The organism is Pseudonocardia zijingensis (genome assembly GCF_042657305.1).
Taxonomy (GTDB): domain Bacteria; phylum Actinomycetota; class Actinomycetes; order Mycobacteriales; family Pseudonocardiaceae; genus Pseudonocardia; species Pseudonocardia zijingensis.
Window position 1 is genome coordinate 410,400 of sequence record NZ_JBHSKO010000002.1, and the last position, 18,591, is coordinate 428,990.

Annotated in this window: 14 protein-coding genes; 9 read left to right on the forward strand and 5 right to left on the reverse strand. The window is 74.3% G+C overall.

Features of this window, described 5'->3' with window-relative positions; all coding sequences use genetic code 11:
- The first annotated feature begins 1 nt into the window (after position 1).
- Together ACFPL3_RS06150 and cydD are read left to right on the forward strand one after the other, a co-directional pair.
- Entirely contained in the window at positions 2–1,360 is a 1,359-nt protein-coding gene (locus tag ACFPL3_RS06150; RefSeq protein WP_343938245.1) for an NAD(P)/FAD-dependent oxidoreductase, read from the forward strand.
- The gene (gene cydD / locus ACFPL3_RS06155; RefSeq protein WP_343938243.1) at positions 1,357–4,761 is read left to right on the forward strand and encodes a thiol reductant ABC exporter subunit CydD; all 3,405 of its coding nucleotides are present in this window, start codon (positions 1,357–1,359) and stop codon (positions 4,759–4,761) included. Before ACFPL3_RS06150 ends, cydD begins: the two co-directional genes overlap by 4 nt.
- On the opposite strand, the gene ACFPL3_RS06160 is transcribed toward cydD, so the two are convergent.
- Positions 4,734–5,021: a hypothetical protein gene (locus ACFPL3_RS06160; RefSeq protein ID WP_343938241.1), complete on the reverse strand. Its 288-nt coding sequence runs from the start codon at positions 5,019–5,021 to the stop codon at positions 4,734–4,736. The two genes, cydD and ACFPL3_RS06160, sit on opposite strands and share 28 nt — an antisense overlap.
- An 85-nt stretch (positions 5,022–5,106) precedes the next feature.
- Entirely contained in the window at positions 5,107–6,510 is a 1,404-nt protein-coding gene (locus ACFPL3_RS06165) for a chloride channel protein (protein WP_343938239.1), read from the reverse strand.
- A 170-nt stretch (positions 6,511–6,680) separates the two neighbouring features.
- Between ACFPL3_RS06165 and ACFPL3_RS06170 the strand changes: the two genes are divergently transcribed.
- Positions 6,681–7,223 carry a hypothetical protein gene (locus ACFPL3_RS06170; protein ID WP_343938237.1) on the forward strand — a complete coding sequence of 181 codons (543 nt, stop codon included), beginning with the start codon at positions 6,681–6,683 and terminating at the stop codon, positions 7,221–7,223.
- A 155-nt stretch (positions 7,224–7,378) separates the two neighbouring features.
- Here the strand turns inward: ACFPL3_RS06170 and glpK (ACFPL3_RS06175) are convergent, their stop codons facing one another.
- Together glpK (ACFPL3_RS06175) and ACFPL3_RS06180 are read right to left on the reverse strand one after the other, a co-directional pair.
- A complete protein-coding gene (gene glpK / locus ACFPL3_RS06175) occupies positions 7,379–8,875 on the reverse strand; it encodes a glycerol kinase GlpK (protein WP_343938235.1) in 1,497 nt (498 codons plus the stop codon).
- Positions 8,876–8,969: 94 nt separating this feature from the next.
- Positions 8,970–9,734, reverse strand: coding sequence for an IclR family transcriptional regulator (locus ACFPL3_RS06180; protein ID WP_343938233.1), 765 nt, complete (start codon positions 9,732–9,734; stop codon positions 8,970–8,972).
- 143 nt (positions 9,735–9,877) lie between these two features.
- Between ACFPL3_RS06180 and ACFPL3_RS06185 the strand changes: the two genes are divergently transcribed.
- The 3 genes from ACFPL3_RS06185 to ACFPL3_RS06195 are packed head-to-tail and all read left to right on the forward strand — an operon-like array spanning position 9,878 to position 13,969.
- Positions 9,878–10,687 carry an MIP/aquaporin family protein gene (locus ACFPL3_RS06185; protein ID WP_343938231.1) on the forward strand — a complete coding sequence of 270 codons (810 nt, stop codon included), beginning with the start codon at positions 9,878–9,880 and terminating at the stop codon, positions 10,685–10,687.
- Positions 10,688–10,708: 21 nt separating this feature from the next.
- Positions 10,709–12,226 (forward strand): glycerol kinase GlpK, encoded by a 1,518-nt coding sequence (gene glpK / locus ACFPL3_RS06190; protein ID WP_343938229.1) that lies wholly within the window; start codon positions 10,709–10,711, stop codon positions 12,224–12,226.
- 33 nt (positions 12,227–12,259) lie between these two features.
- Positions 12,260–13,969 carry a glycerol-3-phosphate dehydrogenase/oxidase gene (locus ACFPL3_RS06195; RefSeq protein ID WP_379588503.1) on the forward strand — a complete coding sequence of 570 codons (1,710 nt, stop codon included), beginning with the start codon at positions 12,260–12,262 and terminating at the stop codon, positions 13,967–13,969.
- A 10-nt stretch (positions 13,970–13,979) separates the two neighbouring features.
- Here ACFPL3_RS06195 and ACFPL3_RS06200 read toward each other — a convergent pair whose 3' ends face one another.
- A complete protein-coding gene (locus ACFPL3_RS06200; protein WP_343938225.1) occupies positions 13,980–14,420 on the reverse strand; it encodes a hypothetical protein in 441 nt (146 codons plus the stop codon).
- Between the two features lie 54 nt (positions 14,421–14,474).
- Between ACFPL3_RS06200 and ACFPL3_RS06205 the strand changes: the two genes are divergently transcribed.
- The 3 genes from ACFPL3_RS06205 to ACFPL3_RS06215 all read left to right on the forward strand — a co-directional run bounded on the left by ACFPL3_RS06205 (position 14,475) and on the right by ACFPL3_RS06215 (position 18,565).
- Entirely contained in the window at positions 14,475–15,479 is a 1,005-nt protein-coding gene (locus ACFPL3_RS06205; protein ID WP_343938223.1) for a threonine ammonia-lyase, read from the forward strand.
- A 50-nt stretch (positions 15,480–15,529) separates the two neighbouring features.
- Complete coding sequence (locus ACFPL3_RS06210; protein WP_343938221.1) at positions 15,530–16,588, forward strand: NAD(P)-binding domain-containing protein; 1,059 nt, start codon at positions 15,530–15,532, stop codon at positions 16,586–16,588.
- A 477-nt stretch (positions 16,589–17,065) separates the two neighbouring features.
- Positions 17,066–18,565: a DHA2 family efflux MFS transporter permease subunit gene (locus tag ACFPL3_RS06215; RefSeq protein WP_343938219.1), complete on the forward strand. Its 1,500-nt coding sequence runs from the start codon at positions 17,066–17,068 to the stop codon at positions 18,563–18,565.
- Positions 18,566–18,591 lie beyond the last annotated feature (26 nt).

Sequence of the window (18,591 nt, forward strand, 5' to 3'; positions counted from 1 at the left end):
GATGAGCCGGACACCCGTGGCCGGAACGCCCCCGCGCCGGGTCGTGATCGTCGGAGGCGGCTTCGCAGGCCTCTTCGCGGCCCGGGCGCTGCGGCGCCGCGACGAGTTCGCGATCACCCTCGTCGACCGCGCCCAGCACCACCTGTTCCAGCCGCTGCTCTACCAGGTGGCCACGGGGATCCTCTCCGAGGGGCAGATCGCGGCACCGCTGCGCGACGTCCTCAAGCGCCACCGCAACGTCGAGTGCGTGCTCGCCGAGGTCGTCGACGTCGACGTCGAGGCCCGGCAGGTCGTCGCGGAGCGACCGCTCGGCGAGCGGATCACCCTGCCCTACGACGACCTGATCGTGGCCGCGGGCCTGCGCCAGTCCTACTTCGGGCACGACGAGTTCGCGCAGTGGGCGCCGGGGATGAAGACGATCGCCGACGCGCTCGCGATCCGGCGCAGGGTGTTCGGGGCGTTCGAGCTCGCCGAGACCGCCTCCGACCCCGACGAGCAGCGCCGCTGGCTCACGTTCGCCGTGGTCGGCGGCGGCCCGACCGGGGTGGAGCTCGCCGGGCAGATCCGCGAGCTCGCCACCCGCACGCTGCGCTCGGAGTTCCGGCGCATCCGGCCCGAGGACGCCCGGGTGATGCTCTTCGACGGCGGCGACGCGCCGCTGGCGTCGTTCGGGCCCGAGTTGTCGGCCAAGGCGGCGAACGAGCTGCGCGAGCTCGGCGTCGAGCTCCACATGGGCACGATCGTCACGAACGTGGACGGCGAGGGCCTCGAGACCCGCGACCGCGCCGGGACCACCGTCCGCCACCAGGCCGGAACGGTGCTCTGGGCGGCAGGGGTCGAGGCACCCGCCATGGCCGCCGCGCTCGCGAAGGCCACGGGCGCGCGGCAGGACCGCGCCGGGCGCATCGAGGTGGAACCGGACCTCACCATCGCGGGCCACCCCGAGATCTCCGTCGTCGGGGACCTGATGAGCCGCGACCGGCTGCCCGGGGTGGCCGAGGTCGCGATGCAGTCCGGCCTGTACGCGGGGCGCCGGATCCGGCACCGCGCAGAGGTCAAGCCGATCGGCCCGTTCCGCTACCACGACCTCGGTTCGGCCGCCTACCTGTCGCGCGGCAACGCGGTCGTGTCGGCGGGCCCGCTGAAGTTCGCCGGGTTCCCGGGCTGGCTGGCCTGGTTGTTCATCCACATCGCCTTCCTCACGGGCTTCCGCAACCGCGCAGGCGCGGTGCTCACCTGGGCCGCGGCCTTCGCGCGCGACGCCCGTCGCGAGCGGGCATTCACAACCCAGCAGATCGAGCGGCTGCGCGACGTCTACGGTTCGCCGCGCAAGGAGGACCGGCCGCCGGTCACGTCGTGAGCGGGCTGGACCGGCGGTTGCTGCGGCACGTCCCCGCGGTCCGCCGCTTCGCCGGGCTCGGCGCGGCCATGGGGATCGCGTCGGCGGTGCTGGTGATCGCCCAGGCCGGGTTGCTCGCGGACACGATCGCGGCCGCGTTCCTCGCCGGAGCCGGGCTCGGCACGCTCGCGGTGCCCCTGGGCGCGCTGGCCTGCGTGGTGCTGGGCCGGGCAGCCCTCGCCTGGGCCGCCGAGGTGGCGGCGGCGCGCGCGGCCACCACCGCCGTGGCCCAGCTGCGCGCGGCCCTGCTCGATCACGTGCTGCGCCTGGGCCCGCGCCACCCCGGGCTGCCGTCCACCGGGCGGCTCGCCACGCTCGCGAGCCGCGGCCTGGACGGTCTCGACGCCTACGTCGGCCGCTACCTGCCGCAGCTGCTGATCGCCGCCACCGTGCCGCTCGTCGTCGGCGTCCGGATCCTCACGGCGGACTGGGTGTCGGCGCTGGTCATCGGCGTCACGGTGCCGCTGATCCCGGTGTTCATGGTGCTGATCGGGCTGCGGACCAGGGCCACCACCGCGCGGCAGTGGAACGCACTCGCCGCGATCGGCCACCACTTCGTCGACGTCGTGGCCGGGCTGGACGTGCTCACCGCCTACGGGCGGGCCCGCAGGCAGAGCCGCCAGATCGCCGTGATGTCCGAGCGGTACCGCGTGGCGACGATGCGCGGGCTGCGCGTGGCGTTCCTGTCCTCGCTCGCGCTGGAGCTCCTGGCCACGCTGTCGGTGGCGTTGGTGGCGGTGTCGGTCGGCCTGCGGCTCGTCGAGGGGCAGCTCGACCTGGCCACCGGCCTGCTCGTGATCGTGCTGGCCCCCGAGGTCTACCAGCCGCTGCGCGCCGTGGCCGCCCGCTACCACGACAGCGCCGAGGGATCGGCCGCCGCGGCGGACGTCTGCGACGTGCTGGAGCTCCCGGCCGGGGACGCGGTCTCCACCACCGCACCCGACCCGGCCGCCGGGCCGGTGCGGCTGCACGCGGTCGGCGTCGACGGGCGGGCAGGCGCGATCCTCGACGGGATCTCGGTCGTGATCGCCCCGGGCGAGGTGCTCGGGATCAGCGGGCCCAGCGGCGCGGGGAAGTCCACGCTCCTCGACCTGCTGCTGGGGTGGCGGCGGCCCGACCGGGGCGCGGTCACCGTCGACGGCGTCGACCTCGCCCGCGTGGACCGCGACGCGTGGCTGCAGCGGGTGGCCTGGGTGCCGCAGCGCCCGGAGCTCGTCGCCGGGACCGTCGAGGACAACCTGCGGCTGGGCGCCCCACGGGCCACGGTGGCCGAGCTCGCCGCCGTCGCCACCACCGCCGCGCTGGACGTCCCGCTCGACACGCCGGTGCACGAGCGGGGTCGCGGGCTGTCCACGGGGCAACAGCGCCGCGTCGCCCTCGCCAGGGCCCTGCTGGCCGACCGCCCCCTGGTCCTGCTCGACGAGCCGACGGAGGGCGTCGACCCGGACACCGAGGCCGCGCTCATCACCGGGCTCCGGGCGGCGCTCGCCGGCCGGACCGCGGTGGTGGTCAGTCACCGCCGGGCCGTGCTCGACCTCTGCGACCGGGTGCTCGCGCTGCCCGGCCGGCCGGCCCGCACCGGCCCGGCGCCCCGTCCGCAGGCGCCGGCGCCACCGCGGGAAGCCGCCGTTCGCACGTCGACGGACGCGGCAGGCGGCACCGACGGCGAGCCGGGCGCGCGGCGGGGTGACGTGCGCCCGCTGCTCACGCTGATCCGCCCGCACCGCAGGCGCCTCGCCGTGGCTGTGCTCGCGGGGAGCGGGGCGCTGGGCAGCACGGTGGCGCTCAGCGCGACGTCGGCGTGGCTGATCTCGGCAGCGGCGTTGCACCCACCCGTGCTCACGCTGCTGGTCGCCATCGCGGCGGTGCGCCTGTTCGGGCTGGCCAAGGGCTTCCTGCGCTACGGCGAGCGGCTGGCGTCGCACGACGCCGCGCTGCGGGTGCTCGCCGAGCTGCGCGTGCGGGTGTGGGGCGCGCTCGTGCGGTTGGGGCCCGCGGTGACCGGACGGCTCCGGTCGGGCGAGCTGCTGGCGCGCATGACCGGCGACGTCGACGCCCAGCAGGACGTGGTGGTCCGCGCGCTCGTCCCCGCCGCCGCAGCCGCGGTGGTGGGCCTCGCGACCGCGACGGGTCTCGGCCTGCTCCTGCCCGGAGCGGGCATCACGCTCGCGGTGGGGCTCGCGTGCGCCGGGATCGTCGCCCCCGCGCTCACCGTCGCGCTCGCCCGTCGGGCGGCGCAGCGCACCGCGGCGGCGAAGGGGGCGCTCACCGCAGCGGTCGTCGAGCTCCTCGACGCGCGCGCCGACCTGATCGCCTGCGGCGCCGCCGGTGGCCGGTGCCGCGGCATCAGGACGCTCGAGGACCGGATCACCGGGCTGACCGGGCGGGCCGCCACCGCGACCGGGATCGGGTCGGGCCTGACCGTGCTGGCCATCGGCGGTGCGACGGTGTGGTGCACGGCGCTCGGCGTGGCCGCGCTGCGGGCCGGCACCCTGCCCGGCACCGCGCTGGCCGTCATCGCGCTGACCCCGCTGGCGACCGCCGAGCTGGTCGCGGCCCTGCCCGACGCCGCGCAGCGACTGGCCACCGCGCTGCCCTCGGCACGCAGGCTCGCGGAGCTGGAGCGGGCGCCCGCCGCGGTAGGCGAGCCGGCTCGGCCGCGCCCCGTGCCCCCGGGCCGATCGCTGGATGCCGAGGGGCTCACCGTCCGGTGGCCCGGGGCCGACCGGGACGCCGTGACGGGCCTCGACCTCCAGCTCCCCGTCGGTCGGCGGCTCGTCCTCACCGGCCCGACCGGCTGCGGCAAGAGCACGGTGCTCGCCGCGCTCATGCGCACCCTCGAGCCGCGGGCGGGCACCGTGCGCCTCGACGGCACCGACACCCGGGAGCTCGCAGGCGACGACGTGCGCACCCGCATCGCGTGGTGCGGCCCCGCCACCCACCTGTTCGACAGCACCCTGCGCCAGAACCTCCTGCTCGCCCACCCGGGTGCGGACGACGGGGCCCTCGTCGACGCGCTGGGCCGCGCGGGGCTCGCCGGCTGGCCGGCCGAGCTGCCCGACGGGCTCGATACGCCGGTCGGCCGGGGCGGCGGCGCGGTCTCCGGCGGGGAGCGCCAGCGGATCGGGCTCGCGCGTGCGCTGCTGTCGGACCGTCCGCTGCTGCTGCTCGACGAGCCGACCGCACACCTCGACGACGCCACCGCGGCCCGCGTGCGCGCCGATCTGCTGCGCGCAACGGCGGGCCGCACGGCGCTCGTCGTCAGCCACCGCCCTGACGAGCTACCCGCGCTCCCCCGCGTGTGCCTTCCGGACCCGGCCCGGCACGGCGTGCCTCACGTGCGCGCCGACCGCGGCGAGTAGGCGTTCTTCTCGTGGTCCTGCCAGGCGCCCGCGCCCGCACTGGCGGCGACCTTGGCCTGGTGCCACTTCAGGGTCGCGAGCTCGCGGGGGGTCAGGTCGGCCCGGCGGTACCAGGTGCGCGTGGCCCCGACCAGCGCCGCGCAGAACATCGCGAACCCCGCCAGCCCCAGGACGCCTGCGAGGGCGAGCAGCCCCGCTCCGGCGATCAGCACGCCGCGGTTGAGGTCCTGCAGTGACGGGTCGGTCCGGCGCTCGTCCATCTCCCGCTCCCCTGTCTCGTGACGCTCGCTCGCACCGTGCGGCACCACCGGCCGGCCCGCCTCACCCGGCGGGGATGACCCCGTCTCAGGTGGCGGGGCGCTGCTCGCGGGCAGGGGCCGCCGTGGTGCCCCGGTCCCCCGGCGGCCGCTGCGGAGCCGGGGGCCGGGGGCCGAGCCGGGCCGACACCACGTGCGCCACCACCACCGCCACGATGACGATCGGCGTGACCGCGAGGCCGTCCTCGAACATCAGCAGCGTCGCCAGCATCACCGAGGTGAGGGGCAGCTTCAGCATCACCACGGACATCGCGCCGATCCCCATCGCCACCCCGGCCACCATCGGCAGCCCCGGCAGATGCGACATCGCGACCCCACCCGCCGCACCGATGAAGATCGCCGGGAACACCGGCCCGCCCCGGAACGCCGACAACGACAGGCTGTACGCGAGCCCCTTGCACGCCACGAGCAGGAGCAGCGCGCCGACCGAGTAGTCCGCGCTGCGCTGCAGCAACAGGCCGACGTCCTCCTCGCCGGAGCCCAGCACGTCGATCACGCCGTGCCCGGTGACGGCCGTGTAGATCATCGCGAGGACGGCGACGCCGAGCCCGACCGCCGTCGTGAGGAGGACGATCCGGCGCTCGACGTACCCGCTCAGCACAGTCCCGAGCCTGCGGATGCCCGACCCGAGGAAGGCGGCGAGGACACCGATGACCAGTGCCCACCCGAACTGCGCGATGTCGGGGTGGGCGAAGGGTGGCAGGCCCGGCAGCTCGAGCGCGGCGGTCCCGAGCCCGCTGAGCTGGTTGAGCCCCACGAAGACCAGCGCTCCGATGCCCGAGGCGAGCAGCCCGGGCAGGAGCACCAGCCCGAGGATCGGGCCGCCCAGGCCGGCCGACTCCATGAGGAGGAAGGCGCCCAGGACCGGCGACCCGAGAAGGGCGCTGATCGCCGCGAAGCTGCCGGCCGACGCCACCACCGCGAGGGCCCGGTCGGGCACGTCCCGGCGGCTCAGCCGCACCGCCAGCACGGCGAGGCCGCCGCCGAGGGCGATCAACGGCGCCTCCGGCCCCAGCACCGCGCCCAGGCCCAGGCTCGTGATCGCCGCCAGGAGGATGCCGGGCAGGTCGGCCGGGTGCGGGGTGTGCCCGCTCGCGAACCCCGCGAGCGGCGAGTGGCCGCCGCCGCCCGGGAGGTGGCGGACCATCAGGCCGACGAGCAGGCCCGCGATCCCCAGCAGGGGCAGCGGCCACCACAACGGCGTCCCGGAGAAGCCGAGCGCCCGCGGCAGGTCCGTGTACACCCACTCCTGGATCGCGTCGACCAGGTGCAGGAAGTAGTACGCCGCCGCCGAGATCGGCGCGCCGACCACCGCCGCGAGGAGCAGCAGCCGCAGGTAGGCCGCCGACCGGAGCTGGTCGGCCGGGTCAGGGGGCGGAGCACCACGTGCCGGCTCGCCCGCCGGCTCCGCCCCTCCGGCCCCGTCCGCCATCGCCGCACCTCGGCATCCTCGTCGCGCACTCCCGCCGCCCGCGCACGGTGCCCGCCGCCGCTGGGTCGTGCATCGCCCCCGACGGGTGAGGCGCACCGGCCCCGCGGCCGGAATGCTCGCGCCCCGGTGGCCGGCCGGTCGGCCGGGCGCGCGGAAGAGAGGGCGTTGCCATGGCGATCGGACCTGTCCAGCTCATCGTGCTGGGTTTCCACAACCCCGAGTTCCACGGCGAGATCACCGCGGAGCTGGAGCGGCTCCGGGAGAGCGGCACGGTGCGGGTCATCGACGCTCTCGCGGTGCACAAGGACGCGGAGGGGGAGATCGAGGTCGCGCACCTGTCGAACCTCACCGACGAGGAGGCGCGCGAGTTCGGCAGCGCGGTCGGCGCGCTGATCGGCCTGGGCATCGAGGGCGACAAGGGCTTCGTCGCCGGCGCGCAGGCGGGTGCCGAGGCCGCGGCCGAGGGCGTCCACGTCTTCTCCGACGAGGAGGCCTGGGACGTGCTCGAGGACATCCCGAACGACTCGGCGGCGGCGTTGCTCCTCATCGAGCACCACTGGGCGGTGCCGCTGCGCGACGCCGTGGTCAAGGCGGGGGGATTCCGCATCAGCGACGGGTTCATCAGCCCGCTCGACCTCGTCGAGCTCGGGCTGCTCACGGCGGAGGAGGCCCGGCAGGCGCACGAGCTCGAACGAGCCGGCTCGGCCCGCTGACCGACGCCACCGCCACCGACACCAGACGAGGAGGAACGATGTTCGGATCACGACGGGTCGCCCGCCGCACCGCGCGGCGCACCGCACGCCGGGTGTCCCGGCGCCGCATGTGAGAGCGGTCAGGACCGCCCTGGGCTGTGCCGGCGGCGAGCGGGTCACTCCTCGCCGGGGCTCTGCACCCACCCGTAGGAGCGGTTGACCGCGCGGCCCCAGTTCTCGTGCTCGCGGCGGCGCAGGTCGTCGTCCATCGCCGGTTCCCACGCCGCGGCGCGGTGCCAGTTGGCGCGCAGCACCTCGAGGTCGGACCAGTAGCCGACGGCGAGGCCCGCCGCGTACGCCGCACCGAGGGAGACGGCCTCCGACCCGAGCGGGCGCTCCACGGGTACGTCGAGGACGTCGGCCACGAACTGCATCAGCAGGTGGTTGGCGGTCATCCCACCGTCGACCTTCAGCCGGGTGACCGGCACCCCCGAGTCGGCGTTCATCGCGTCCACCACCTCGCGCGTCTGCCAGCCGGTGGCCTCCAGCACCGCGCGGGCGAGGTGGCCGCGGTTGATGAACGAGGTGAGCCCGACCATCACGCCGCGGGCCTCGGGGTGCCAGCGCGGCGAGTACAGCCCGGAGAACGCGGGCACGATGTAGCACCCGCCGTTGTCGCGCACCGTGCTGGCGAGCGTCTCGATCTGCGCCGCGGTGCCGATCATGCCGAGCGAGTCGCGGAACCACTGCACCAGCGAACCGGTCACCGCGATCGCGCCCTCCAGCGCGTACACGGGTGAGTCCCCGAGGAGGTATCCGACCGTCGGGATCAACCCGTGCGTCGACTCGGCCAGCCGGTGCCCGGTGTTCATCAGCAGGAACGCCCCGGTGCCGTACGTGCACTTGACCTCGCCGGGCGAGAAGCACACCTGCCCCACGAGCGCCGCCTGCTGGTCGCCGAGCGCACCCGCCACCGGCACGCCCGGGAGCACGGTGGTGCAGGTGCCGTAGACCTCCGCGTTGGGCCGGATCTCCGGCAGCATCCGCCGCGGCACCCGCAGCACGTCGAGCAGCTTGTCCGACCACTGCAGCGTGCGGACGTCCATGAGCATGGTGCGGCTCGCGTTGGTGACGTCCGTGACGTGCCGGCCGGTGAGCCGCCAGATGAGCCAGCTCTCCATCGTGCCGAACAGCACGTCGCCCGCCTCGGCGCCCTCGCGCGCCCCGGGCACGTGGTCGAGCAGCCAGCGCAGCCGCGGGCCCGCGAAGTACGTGGCTGGCGGCAACCCGCAGATCGAGGTGATCAACGGCGCGTGCCCGTCCTCGACGAGGCGGGCCACGATCCCGTCCGTGCGCGTGTCCTGCCACGTGATCGCCCGCGCCAGCGGCACCCCGGTGTGGCGGTTCCAGATCACCGTGGTCTCGCGCTGGTTGGCGATGCCGAGCCCCACCAGGTCGTCCGGCGTGAGCCCGGCGTTCTTCAGCGCCGCCGGGACGACGCGGGTGACGTTGCGCCAGATCTCGGCGGCGTCGTGCTCCACGAGCCCGGGGCGCGGGTAGTGCTGGCGGTGCTCGCGCTGGGCCATGGCGACCATCCGCCCGGCCCGGTTGAAGAGCAGGCAGCGGGTGGAGGTGGTGCCCTGGTCGATGGCGGCGACGACCCGGTCGCTCATGGGGCCTCCTCCGGTCGTCGCGTGAGTTCAGGAAAGCCACATTCAGGGCCGCTGCGGCCCTGAATGTGGCTTTCCTGAACTCCGGGGGCCGGCCTCACGGGCTCGCCACCAACGCCGCCGAGATCTCCCGGGCCGCCGCCACCAGCTGCTCCGCCAGCCACGGGCGCAGCTCGCCGCCGATGCCGTAGAGGTCCTCCACCGGGCCCACTACGGCGATCGCACCCACCACGATCCCGCCGCTCGCCCGCAGCGGGGCCGCCGCGCCGCCGACGCCGGACTCGTACTCCCCCGTGTCGCTCGCCCAGCCTCGCCTTCTGGCGAGGACGAGCTGCGCCTCCAGCGCGGCCACCGTGACGCACGTGCGGCCGGTCCAGTGCTGCAGGTCGAGGTCGCGGGCGGGTGGGGTGGCGACGGGCGCGAACGCAAGCAGGCACTTGCCCAGCGCGGTGGCGTGCAGCGGCTGCTCCTCGCCGGTGCGGATCCGCTGCGGGGTGCCGTCGGGCCGGAAGACGTGGTGCACGAGCCGGACCGCGCGGTTCGCGGCGACGCCCAGGTGCACGGCGAGCCCGCTGCTGCCGGCGAGCGAGTCGGCCCAGTTCATGGCGCGGGCCCGCAGGTCGTGGCGGTCCCAGCCGCCGCGGCCCAGCTCGCGCAGAGCGGTGCCGAGCCGGTAGCGCGCGGAGCTAACGTCCTGGTCGACGAATCCGACGTCGCGCAACGTGCGGACGATGCCATGGGCGGTGGGCCGCGGGAGGTCCAACGCGGCGGCGAGCTCGTTGAGGCCCAGTGGCCGGTCCGTGCTGCCGAGCAGCCGGAGCACCGCGGCGGCCCGCTCGATGGACTGGATGGGGCCGGGCACGCCGCGACTCTACGACAACGGCTGTGATGTTCGTCCGATCGGCGGTTCGACAATGCCGAACACTGGCCGTTGACCGGCTTCGCCGGTCTCCCTAGCGTCCGATCAACCCGCTGAGGGGCGGGTCACACCCAAGGAGGACTTCGATGGCGAAGAACTCATTGATGGGGGAGCTCTGGGCCGAGTTCTTCGGCACCATGATCCTCATCCTGTTCGGCGTCGGTGTGGTCGCGCAGGTCGTCACCACTCCCGACGGCAGCCTCGGCGACCACGACTCCATCGCGTGGGCCTGGGGCATCGGCGTGATCCTGGGCATCTACGTGTCCGGCCGGCTGTCGGGCGGTCACATCAACCCGGCGGTCACGATCGCGTTCGCGGTGTTCGAGGGGTTCCCGTGGCGCAAGGTCGGTCCGTACATCCTGGCCCAGACGGCGGGTGCGTTCGTCGCGGCCCTGATCGTGCGGGTGGTCTACGCGGACCTGATCTTCAAGGTCGACCCGAACCACACCGAGACGCAGGTCATCTTCTCCACGCTGCCCGGCAACGGCGTGGACGGGGTGAGCATCGGCACCGCCTTCCTCGACCAGGTGGTCGGCACGGCGATCCTGCTCTTCGTGGTGTGCGCACTGGTGAACGCGCGCAACAACCCGCCGCTGGCCAACCTGGCTCCGGTCGTCATCGGTCTGCTGGTGGTCGGGATCGGCATGGCGTGGGGCGCCAACGCGGGTTACGCGATCAACCCGGCACGTGACTTCGGGCCCCGGCTGGCCTCGTTCATCACCGGCTACTCCACGGCGTGGGTCGACCAGAACGGCGTCGTCTACTTCTGGCTACCGATCATCGCCCCGATCATCGGCGGCCTGATCGGCACCGCGGGCTTCAAGTACCTCGTGGCCCGCTACCTCCCGGAGGACACCACGGCGCCGACGCCCGTCGGGCGCGACATCCCCCAGTAGACCTGCGAAGGAGACCTCCACATGGCCGAGTTCGTCGGTGCCATCGACCAAGGCACGACCAGCACGAGATTCATGATCTTCGACCACGGCGGCAACGAGGTGGGCCGCCACCAGCTGGAGCACGAGCAGATCCTCCCGCAGGCCGGTTGGGTCGAGCACAACCCGACCGAGATCTGGGAACGCACGTCCTCGGTGGTCCAGAGCGCCCTGAACAGCGCGAAGCTCAACGCGTCCGACCTCACCGCGGTGGGCATCACCAACCAGCGCGAGACGAGCGTGGTGTGGGACCGCAAGACCGGGCGGCCGCTCTACAACGCGATCGTCTGGCAGGACACCCGCACCGACCGGATCGCATCGGCACTGGACCGGGACGGCCGTGGCGACGTCATCCGCCGGAAGGCGGGCCTGCCACCCGCCACGTACTTCTCCGGCGGCAAGATCCAGTGGATCCTGGAGAACGTCGACGGTGTCCGGGACGCTGCCGAGCGCGGCGACGCGATCTTCGGCAACACCGACACCTGGCTGCTGTGGAACCTCACGGGCGGCCGGGACGGCGGGGTGCACGTCACCGACCCCACCAACGCCAGCCGCACGATGCTGATGGACCTCGAGACGCTCGACTGGGACGACGAGCTGCTCGGCTTCTTCGGCATCCCCCGCTCGATGCTGCCCGAGATCCAGCCCAGCTCGAACCCGGCGGGCTACGGCACCACGCGGGCGAACGGGCCGTTCGGCGGCGAGCTGCTGATCACCGGCGACCTCGGTGACCAGCAGGCCGCCACCGTGGGGCAGGTGTGCTTCTCGCCCGGCGAGGCGAAGAACACCTACGGCACGGGCAACTTCATGCTGCTCAACACCGGCACCGAGCTGGTGCGCTCGAAGTCGGGTCTGCTCACGACCGTCGGGTACAAGTTCGCCGACGAGCCTGCGGTCTACTGCCTCGAGGGCTCGATCGCCGTCACGGGGTCGGCCGTGCAGTGGCTGCGCGACCAGCTGGGGATCATCTCCGGCGCCGCGCAGAGCGAGTCGCTGGCCCGGCAGGTGGAGGACAACGGCGGCGTGTACTTCGTGCCGGCGTTCTCCGGTCTGTTCGCACCGTACTGGCGTTCCGACGCCCGCGGCGCGATCGTCGGCCTGTCGCGCTACAACACCAACGCCCACCTGGCCCGCGCCACGCTCGAGGCGATCTGCTACCAGAGCCGCGACGTCGCCGAGGCCATGGAGCAGGACTCCGGGGTGCACCTCGAGGTCCTCAAGGTCGACGGTGGCGTCACCGCCAACGAGCTGTGCATGCAGATCCAGGCCGACGTGCTCGGCGTGCCGGTCAGCCGGCCCGTCGTCGCGGAGACCACGGCGCTGGGCGCGGCGTACGCGGCCGGGCTCGCCGTCGGGTTCTGGAAGAACACCGACGAGCTGCGTTCCAACTGGAACGAGTCGAAGCGCTGGGAGCCGCAGTGGAGTGACGAGCAGCGCTCTACCGGGTACGAGCGGTGGAAGAAGGCCGTGACCAGGACGTTGGACTGGGTAGACGTCGACTGAGTTCGGAAGCGACGCTTCGAGAAGGGAACCACCATGAGATCGGTCGCGCTCTCCCCGCAGGCCCGTGAGGCCGCACTTGATGCGATGAGCTCGACCGAACTCGACGTTCTGGTCGTCGGGGGCGGTGTCGTGGGCAGCGGTGCCGCCCTCGACGCCGCCACCCGCGGCCTCTCCGTCGGGCTCGTCGAGGCCCGCGACTTCGCCTCCGGCACGTCGAGCCGGTCCAGCAAGCTGATCCACGGCGGCCTGCGCTACCTGGAGATGCTGGACTTCCGGCTCGTCGCCGAGGCGCTGCAGGAACGCGGTCTGCTCATCCAGACGCTCGCCCCGCACCTCGTGCGGCCGGTGCCGTTCCTCTACCCGCTCACGCACCGCTGGTGGGAACGGCTCTACGCGGGCACGGGCGTGGCGCTGTACGACACGCTCGGCCTGCTGTCCGGCCGCTCCCGCGGGCTGCCGGCCCACCGCCACCTCACCCGCCGCGGCGCGCGCAAGATCGTGCCGTCGCTGCGCAAGGACGCGCTGGTCGGCGCCCTGCTGTACTTCGACGCGCAGGTCGACGATGCGCGGCACACCATGTTCGTGGCCCGCACGGCCGCCGCGTACGGCGCGCACGTCGCCTCCCGCGCGCGGGTGGTCGGGCTGCTGCGCGAGGGCGAGCGGGTCACCGGCGCCGAGGTGCACGACCTCGAGTCGGGCCGCGCGATCCAGGTGCACGCCAAGCAGGTGATCAACGCGACCGGGGTCTGGACCGACGAGACGCAGAGCCTGGTGGGCGAGCGCGGGCAGTTCCACGTGCGCGCGAGCAAGGGCATCCACCTCGTCGTGCCCCGCGACCGGATCCGCGGCGACTCCGGGCTGATCCTGCGCACCGAGAAGTCGGTGCTGTTCGTGATCCCCTGGGGCCGGCACTGGATCATCGGCACCACCGACACGGACTGGAAGCTGGGGCTCGCCCACCCGGCCGCGAGCGCGGCCGACATCGAGTACCTGCTCGACCACGTCAACGCCGTGCTGGACCAGCCGCTCACCCACGAGGACGTCGAGGGCGTCTACGCCGGGCTGCGACCGCTGCTGTCGGGCGAGTCGGAGTCGACGTCCAAGCTGTCGCGCGAGCACGCCGTGGCGCACACCGTGCCGGGGCTGGTGGTCGTGGCGGGCGGCAAGTACACGACGTACCGGGTGATGGCCAAGGACGCCGTGGACGCCGCGGTGCACGGGCTGCACGTCAAGGTCCCGCCGTCGGTCACCGAGAAGGTGCCCCTGCTGGGCGCCGACGGCTACGAGGCGCTGAAGAACGCGGCGCCGCTGCTCGCCGAGCAGTACGGGGTGCACGAGGCGCGCATCCAGCACCTGCTGGGCCGCTACGGCTCGCTGATCCACGAGGTGCTGGCGCTCGTGAAGGAGGACCCGAGCCTCGGTGAGCCGCTCGCGGGCGCGCCGGACCACCTCCGCGCGGAGATCGTCTACGCGGCCTCGCACGAGGGGGCCCGCCACCTCGACGACTTCCTCGCACGCCGCACCCGCATCTCGATCGAGACGTTCGACCGGGGGGTGGGGGCGATGGAGGAGGTGGCCCGGCTCGTCGCGCCCGTGCTCGGGTGGAGCGAGGAGCAGATCGGGCGCGAGGTCGAGCACTACCGCAAGCGGGTGGAGGCCGAGCGGGAGAGCCAGAAGATGCCCGACGACGAGACGGCCGACTCCGCCCGCATGGGCGCACCGGAGGTCGTACCCGTGGTCTGAGGGCGATCCCTCAGTCCTCGTCCCACACCGCGAGCAGGCTGACCAGCACGAACACCTGCACCTCCAGCGGCAGGCCGGGCAGGTCGGCCTCGGCCTCCCCGAACCAGGCGCTCGTGCGCCGGACCGTGCCCACAGGCGCGCCGCCGCGCACGAGCACCTGCTCGCGCCGCCACGGGGAGGGCCGCTCGAACGCGTGCACCTCCCCGCCCGCCTCCACCGTCCAGCTCGACCGGCCGACGCCGTCGGCGAGCGCCACGAGCGCGCCCGCGTCGTCGCGCAACCGGTAGCGGCGGCCCGTCCACCCGCCGCGCCCCACGTCGAAACGCCTGCCGTGGAGCTCGAAGCTCCCGCCGCCGATGAACGCCGACGGGCGCCACGTGCACAGCGGGGTGTCGTCGCGGGTGATGGCGCAGCGGGTGCTCAGCAGTCCGGTCCGGGACGCGCGCAGCACGATGCCACCCCACCATCCGACGGCGGGGACCGCCAGTGCTCGTACGGTGGTGGTGTGCCGGACCTGATCTCCCTCGACCGCCTCACCGCCGCAGCCGCACGCATCGCCGATCACGTCGTGCACACCCCCACGGTGCCCAGCCCCGGTCTCTCCGACCACCTCGGCGTGCCGGTGACGTGCAAGCTGGAGCTGCTGCAGCGCACGGGGTCGTTCAAGCCGCGTGGCGCCGTGAACAAGCTGCTCACGCTGTCCGCCGCCGAGCAGGAGACCGGGGTCGTCGGGGTCAGCGGCGGCAACCACGGGGTGGCGCTCGCCGACGCCGCGGCCACCCTCCGGGTGGCGGCCACGATCGTGATGCCGGAGTCGGCGCCGCGGCGCTCCGTGGCCGCCGCCGAGGCGCGCGGCGCCGACGTCCGGCTCACCCCGGACATGGCGGGCGCGTTCGCGCTGCTGGACGAGCTGGTGGCCGCCGGTCGCACGCTCGTGCACCCGTTCGACGACCCGGAGGTGATCGCCGGGCAGGGCACCGTGGGGCTGGAGCTCGCCGCGGACGCGCCGGACCTCACCGACGTGCTGGTGAGCATCGGTGGCGGCGGCCTCATCGCGGGCGTCGCCACGGCGCTGCGGGCGCTGGTGCCCGGCGTGCGGGTCTGGGGTGTGGAGACCGAGGGCGCCGACGCGATGACGCGGGCCCTCGCCGCGGGCGCACCCGTGCCGGTCGAGCTGACGTCGATCGTGTCGACGCTGTCGGCCCCGTACGTCTCGGAGCTGACCCTCGCCCACGTCAGGGCGCTCGTCGAGGACGTGATCGTCGTGCCGGACGTCGACGCCGTGCGCGGCTGCCTCACCTTCGCGGAGGAGGCGAAGATCTGGCCCGAGCCCGCGGCGGGCTGCCTCCTGCCCGCGGCCCGGCAGGTGCTCGACCGGGTCGGCCCGGGCGCCCGGCTCGGCCTCGTGGTCTGCGGCGGCAACGCCACCACCGAGGACGTCGCGGGCTGGGTGCAGCGCTTCGGCGCCACGGCGCTGCCCCCGCGCGTGCCCGCCGTCGGGAGCGCGTGACGCCTGCCGCGCTCGGGACTTCCCCGCGGCTCGCCCGCGTTGGGTTGGGCGTGCGGAGCGATGTGGTCGTGATCGGGGCCGGTCAGGCGGGGCTGTCGGCCGCGTACGGGCTGCGCCGGGCGGGGCTCGAGCCGGGCCCGGGGTTCGTCGTGCTCGACCGCGAGGACGGGCCGGGCGGGGCGTGGCGGCACCGCTGGCCCACGCTGCGGGTCGACCGGGCGCACGGGATCGCGAGCCTGCCGGGCCTGCCGTTCGAGCCCGCCGATCGCACACGGCCCGCTGCCGAGATCGTGCCCGCCTACTTCGACGCCTACGAGCGCGTGTTCGACCTGCAGGTACGCCGCCCGGTGCGGGTGGCAGCGGTCCGCTCGGCGGAGCGTGGCCTCGAGGTCGAGACCGACGCGGGCACGTGGCACGCCCGCGCGCTGATCAACGCCACCGGCACGTGGACGCGCCCGTTCCGGCCCCGCTACCCGGGGGCCGAGTCGTTCCGGGGCAGGCAGCTGCACACGGTCGACTACCCCGGGCCCGACGAGTTCGCCGGCCTGCGCGTGGTCGTGGTGGGTGGCGGCACGTCCGCCGTGCAGCTGCTGATGGAGATCGCCCCGGTGGCCGCGGCCACCACGTGGGTCACCCGGCGGCCGCCGGTGTTCCACGAGGAGCCGTTCGACGAGGACCGGGGCCGTGCCGTGGTGGCGCTCGTCGAGGAGCGGGTGCGCGCGGGGCTGCCGCCGCAGAGCGTCGTGAGCGTCACCGGGCTCGCGCTCACCCCCGAGGTGCGCGCCGCGCAGGAGTCGGGCGTGCTGCACCGGCTGCCGATGTTCGAGCGGATCACCCCGGACGGGGTGGCCTGGGCCGACGGCACCGCGGTGGGGGCCGACGTGATCCTCTGGGCCACCGGGTGGCGCGCCGCGCTCGGCCACCTCACCCCGCTGCGGTTGCGCGGCCGCGGCGGCGGGATCGAGGTCGACGGCACCCGCGTGGTGTCCGACCCGCGCATCCACCTCGTCGGGTACGGACCCAGCGCCAGCACGATCGGGGCGAACCGGGCGGGGCAGGCGGCGGCCCGGGAGGTGGCGGCCCTCCTGCGGGAACCGGCCGCGGCCTAGACGAGTAAGTCCGAACGGCGCCGCTGGTGCCCGTCCGCGGTGGCCTCCTGACGGCGCCACCAGGAGGCGGTCCTCCCATCAACGAGGGCTCCCCAGCCCATGATCGGTGAACCGGCGCGTTTCCCGACGGGATGCGTCGGCTTTCGCGCCGGAACAACGATCATGCTCCCGGGCGGGCGGCCGATGCCGCGTGTGATCAGCGCGAGCCGCACACCGCGGCTGTCACAGCCGCCGTGAGGTCCTGCTCGGGCGGGTTGGTCGAACCCCGGAGGACCAGGCGCCGTTCCGTGCTGAGCAACGATCGAGTGGGGAATTGCTCGTCCAGTACTCACCCGACAGCGGATCCCGGGCGGCGCGGGGCTCCGGCCTGCCCGTATGTTCGGTTGCGTATGTTCGGTGGGCGTCGTGTCGGGGCGTCTCCGTGCCGGCCCTGCTCGCCCAGCGGCCCATGCACCTGAAAGAGGGCGAGGAGCTGCGATGGCCGATCCAGGACGCGCCGTGACGCAGTCGGGCACGAACCCGTGGCCCGCGCTGTGGGCGCTGGTCATCGGGTTCTTCATGATCCTGGTGGACGCCACGATCGTGTCGGTGGCGACGCCGGCGATCATGCAGGACCTCGGCGCCGACGTCGCCTCGGTCGTGTGGGTCACCAGCGCGTACCTGCTGGCCTACGTGGTGCCGCTGCTCATCACCGGGCGGCTGGGCGACCGCTTCGGGCCCCGGCAGGTCTACTGCGTCGGCCTCGTGATCTTCACGCTGGCCTCGCTGTGGTGCGGGCTGGCCGGGGGTGTCGAGCAGCTGATCCTCGCGCGCATCGTGCAGGGCCTCGGCGCCTCGATGATGAACCCGCAGACGATGGCCGTGATCACCCGCACCTTCCCGGCCGATCGGCGCGGCCGCGCGATGAGCCTGTGGAGCGCCGTGGCGGGCGTCGCCACGCTCGTCGGGCCCCTCCTCGGCGGCCTGCTGGTCGACAGCCTCGGCTGGCAGTGGATCTTCTTCGTGAACGTGCCGATCGGGGTGGTCGGCCTCGTGCTCGCGCTGCGCCTCGTGCCGGACCTGCCCACGCACGTCCACCGGTTCGACCTGCTCGGCGTGGCGCTGAGCGCGGTCGGGATGTTCCTGCTCGTGTTCGGCATCCAGGAGGGCCAGACCTACGACTGGGGCCCGATCGTCGGGCCGGTGCCGGTGTGGGCGCTGATCGTCGCCGGCATCGTGGTGCTGGCCGGGTTCGTGGTGTGGCAGGCCCGCAACCGGGGCGAGCCGCTGATGACGCTGTCGCTGTTCCGCGACCGCAACTTCAGCCTGGCCAACGTCGCCATCACCACCGTGGGGTTCACGGTGGTGTCCCACGCGTTCCCGCTGATGCTGTACGCGCAGGGCGTGCGCGGGCTCAGCCCCACCGAGGCGGCGCTGCTCCTCGCCCCCATGGCCGTGCTGTCCGGGTCGCTGGCGCCGCTCGTCGGGCGCCTCGCCGACCGCCACCACCCCCGCTACGTCGCAGGCGCGGGGATGCTCGGCTTCTCGGTGTCGCTGCTCTGGCTCGCGGCGGTGATGGTGCCCGGCGCGCCGATCTGGACGCTGCTGCTGCCGCTCGCGCTGATCGGCGTCACCAGCGCGTTCATCTGGGCGCCGATCGGGAGCACCGCCACCCGCAACCTGCCGATGGCGCACGCCGGGGCCGGGGCGGGCGTGTACAACACCACGCGGCAGGTCGGCGCCGTGCTCGGCAGCGCGGGCATCGCGGCGATGATGGAGGCGCGGCTGGCGGCGCTCCTGCCGGGGATGTCCGGCGAGGCGGAGGCCGCCGTCGGTGCGCTGCCGCCCGAGCAGCACGCGGCGTTCGCCGCCGCGATGGGGCAGTCGATGCTGCTGCCCGCGGGGGTGCTGCTGGCCGGGCTGGTGGCGGTGCTGTGCTTCGCGCGGCCCGCCCACCTGCGCCGGGAGCGGACGTCCTCGCCGGTGGGAGGCGACTGACGGGAGTTCGGGGCCCCTGTTTCTCG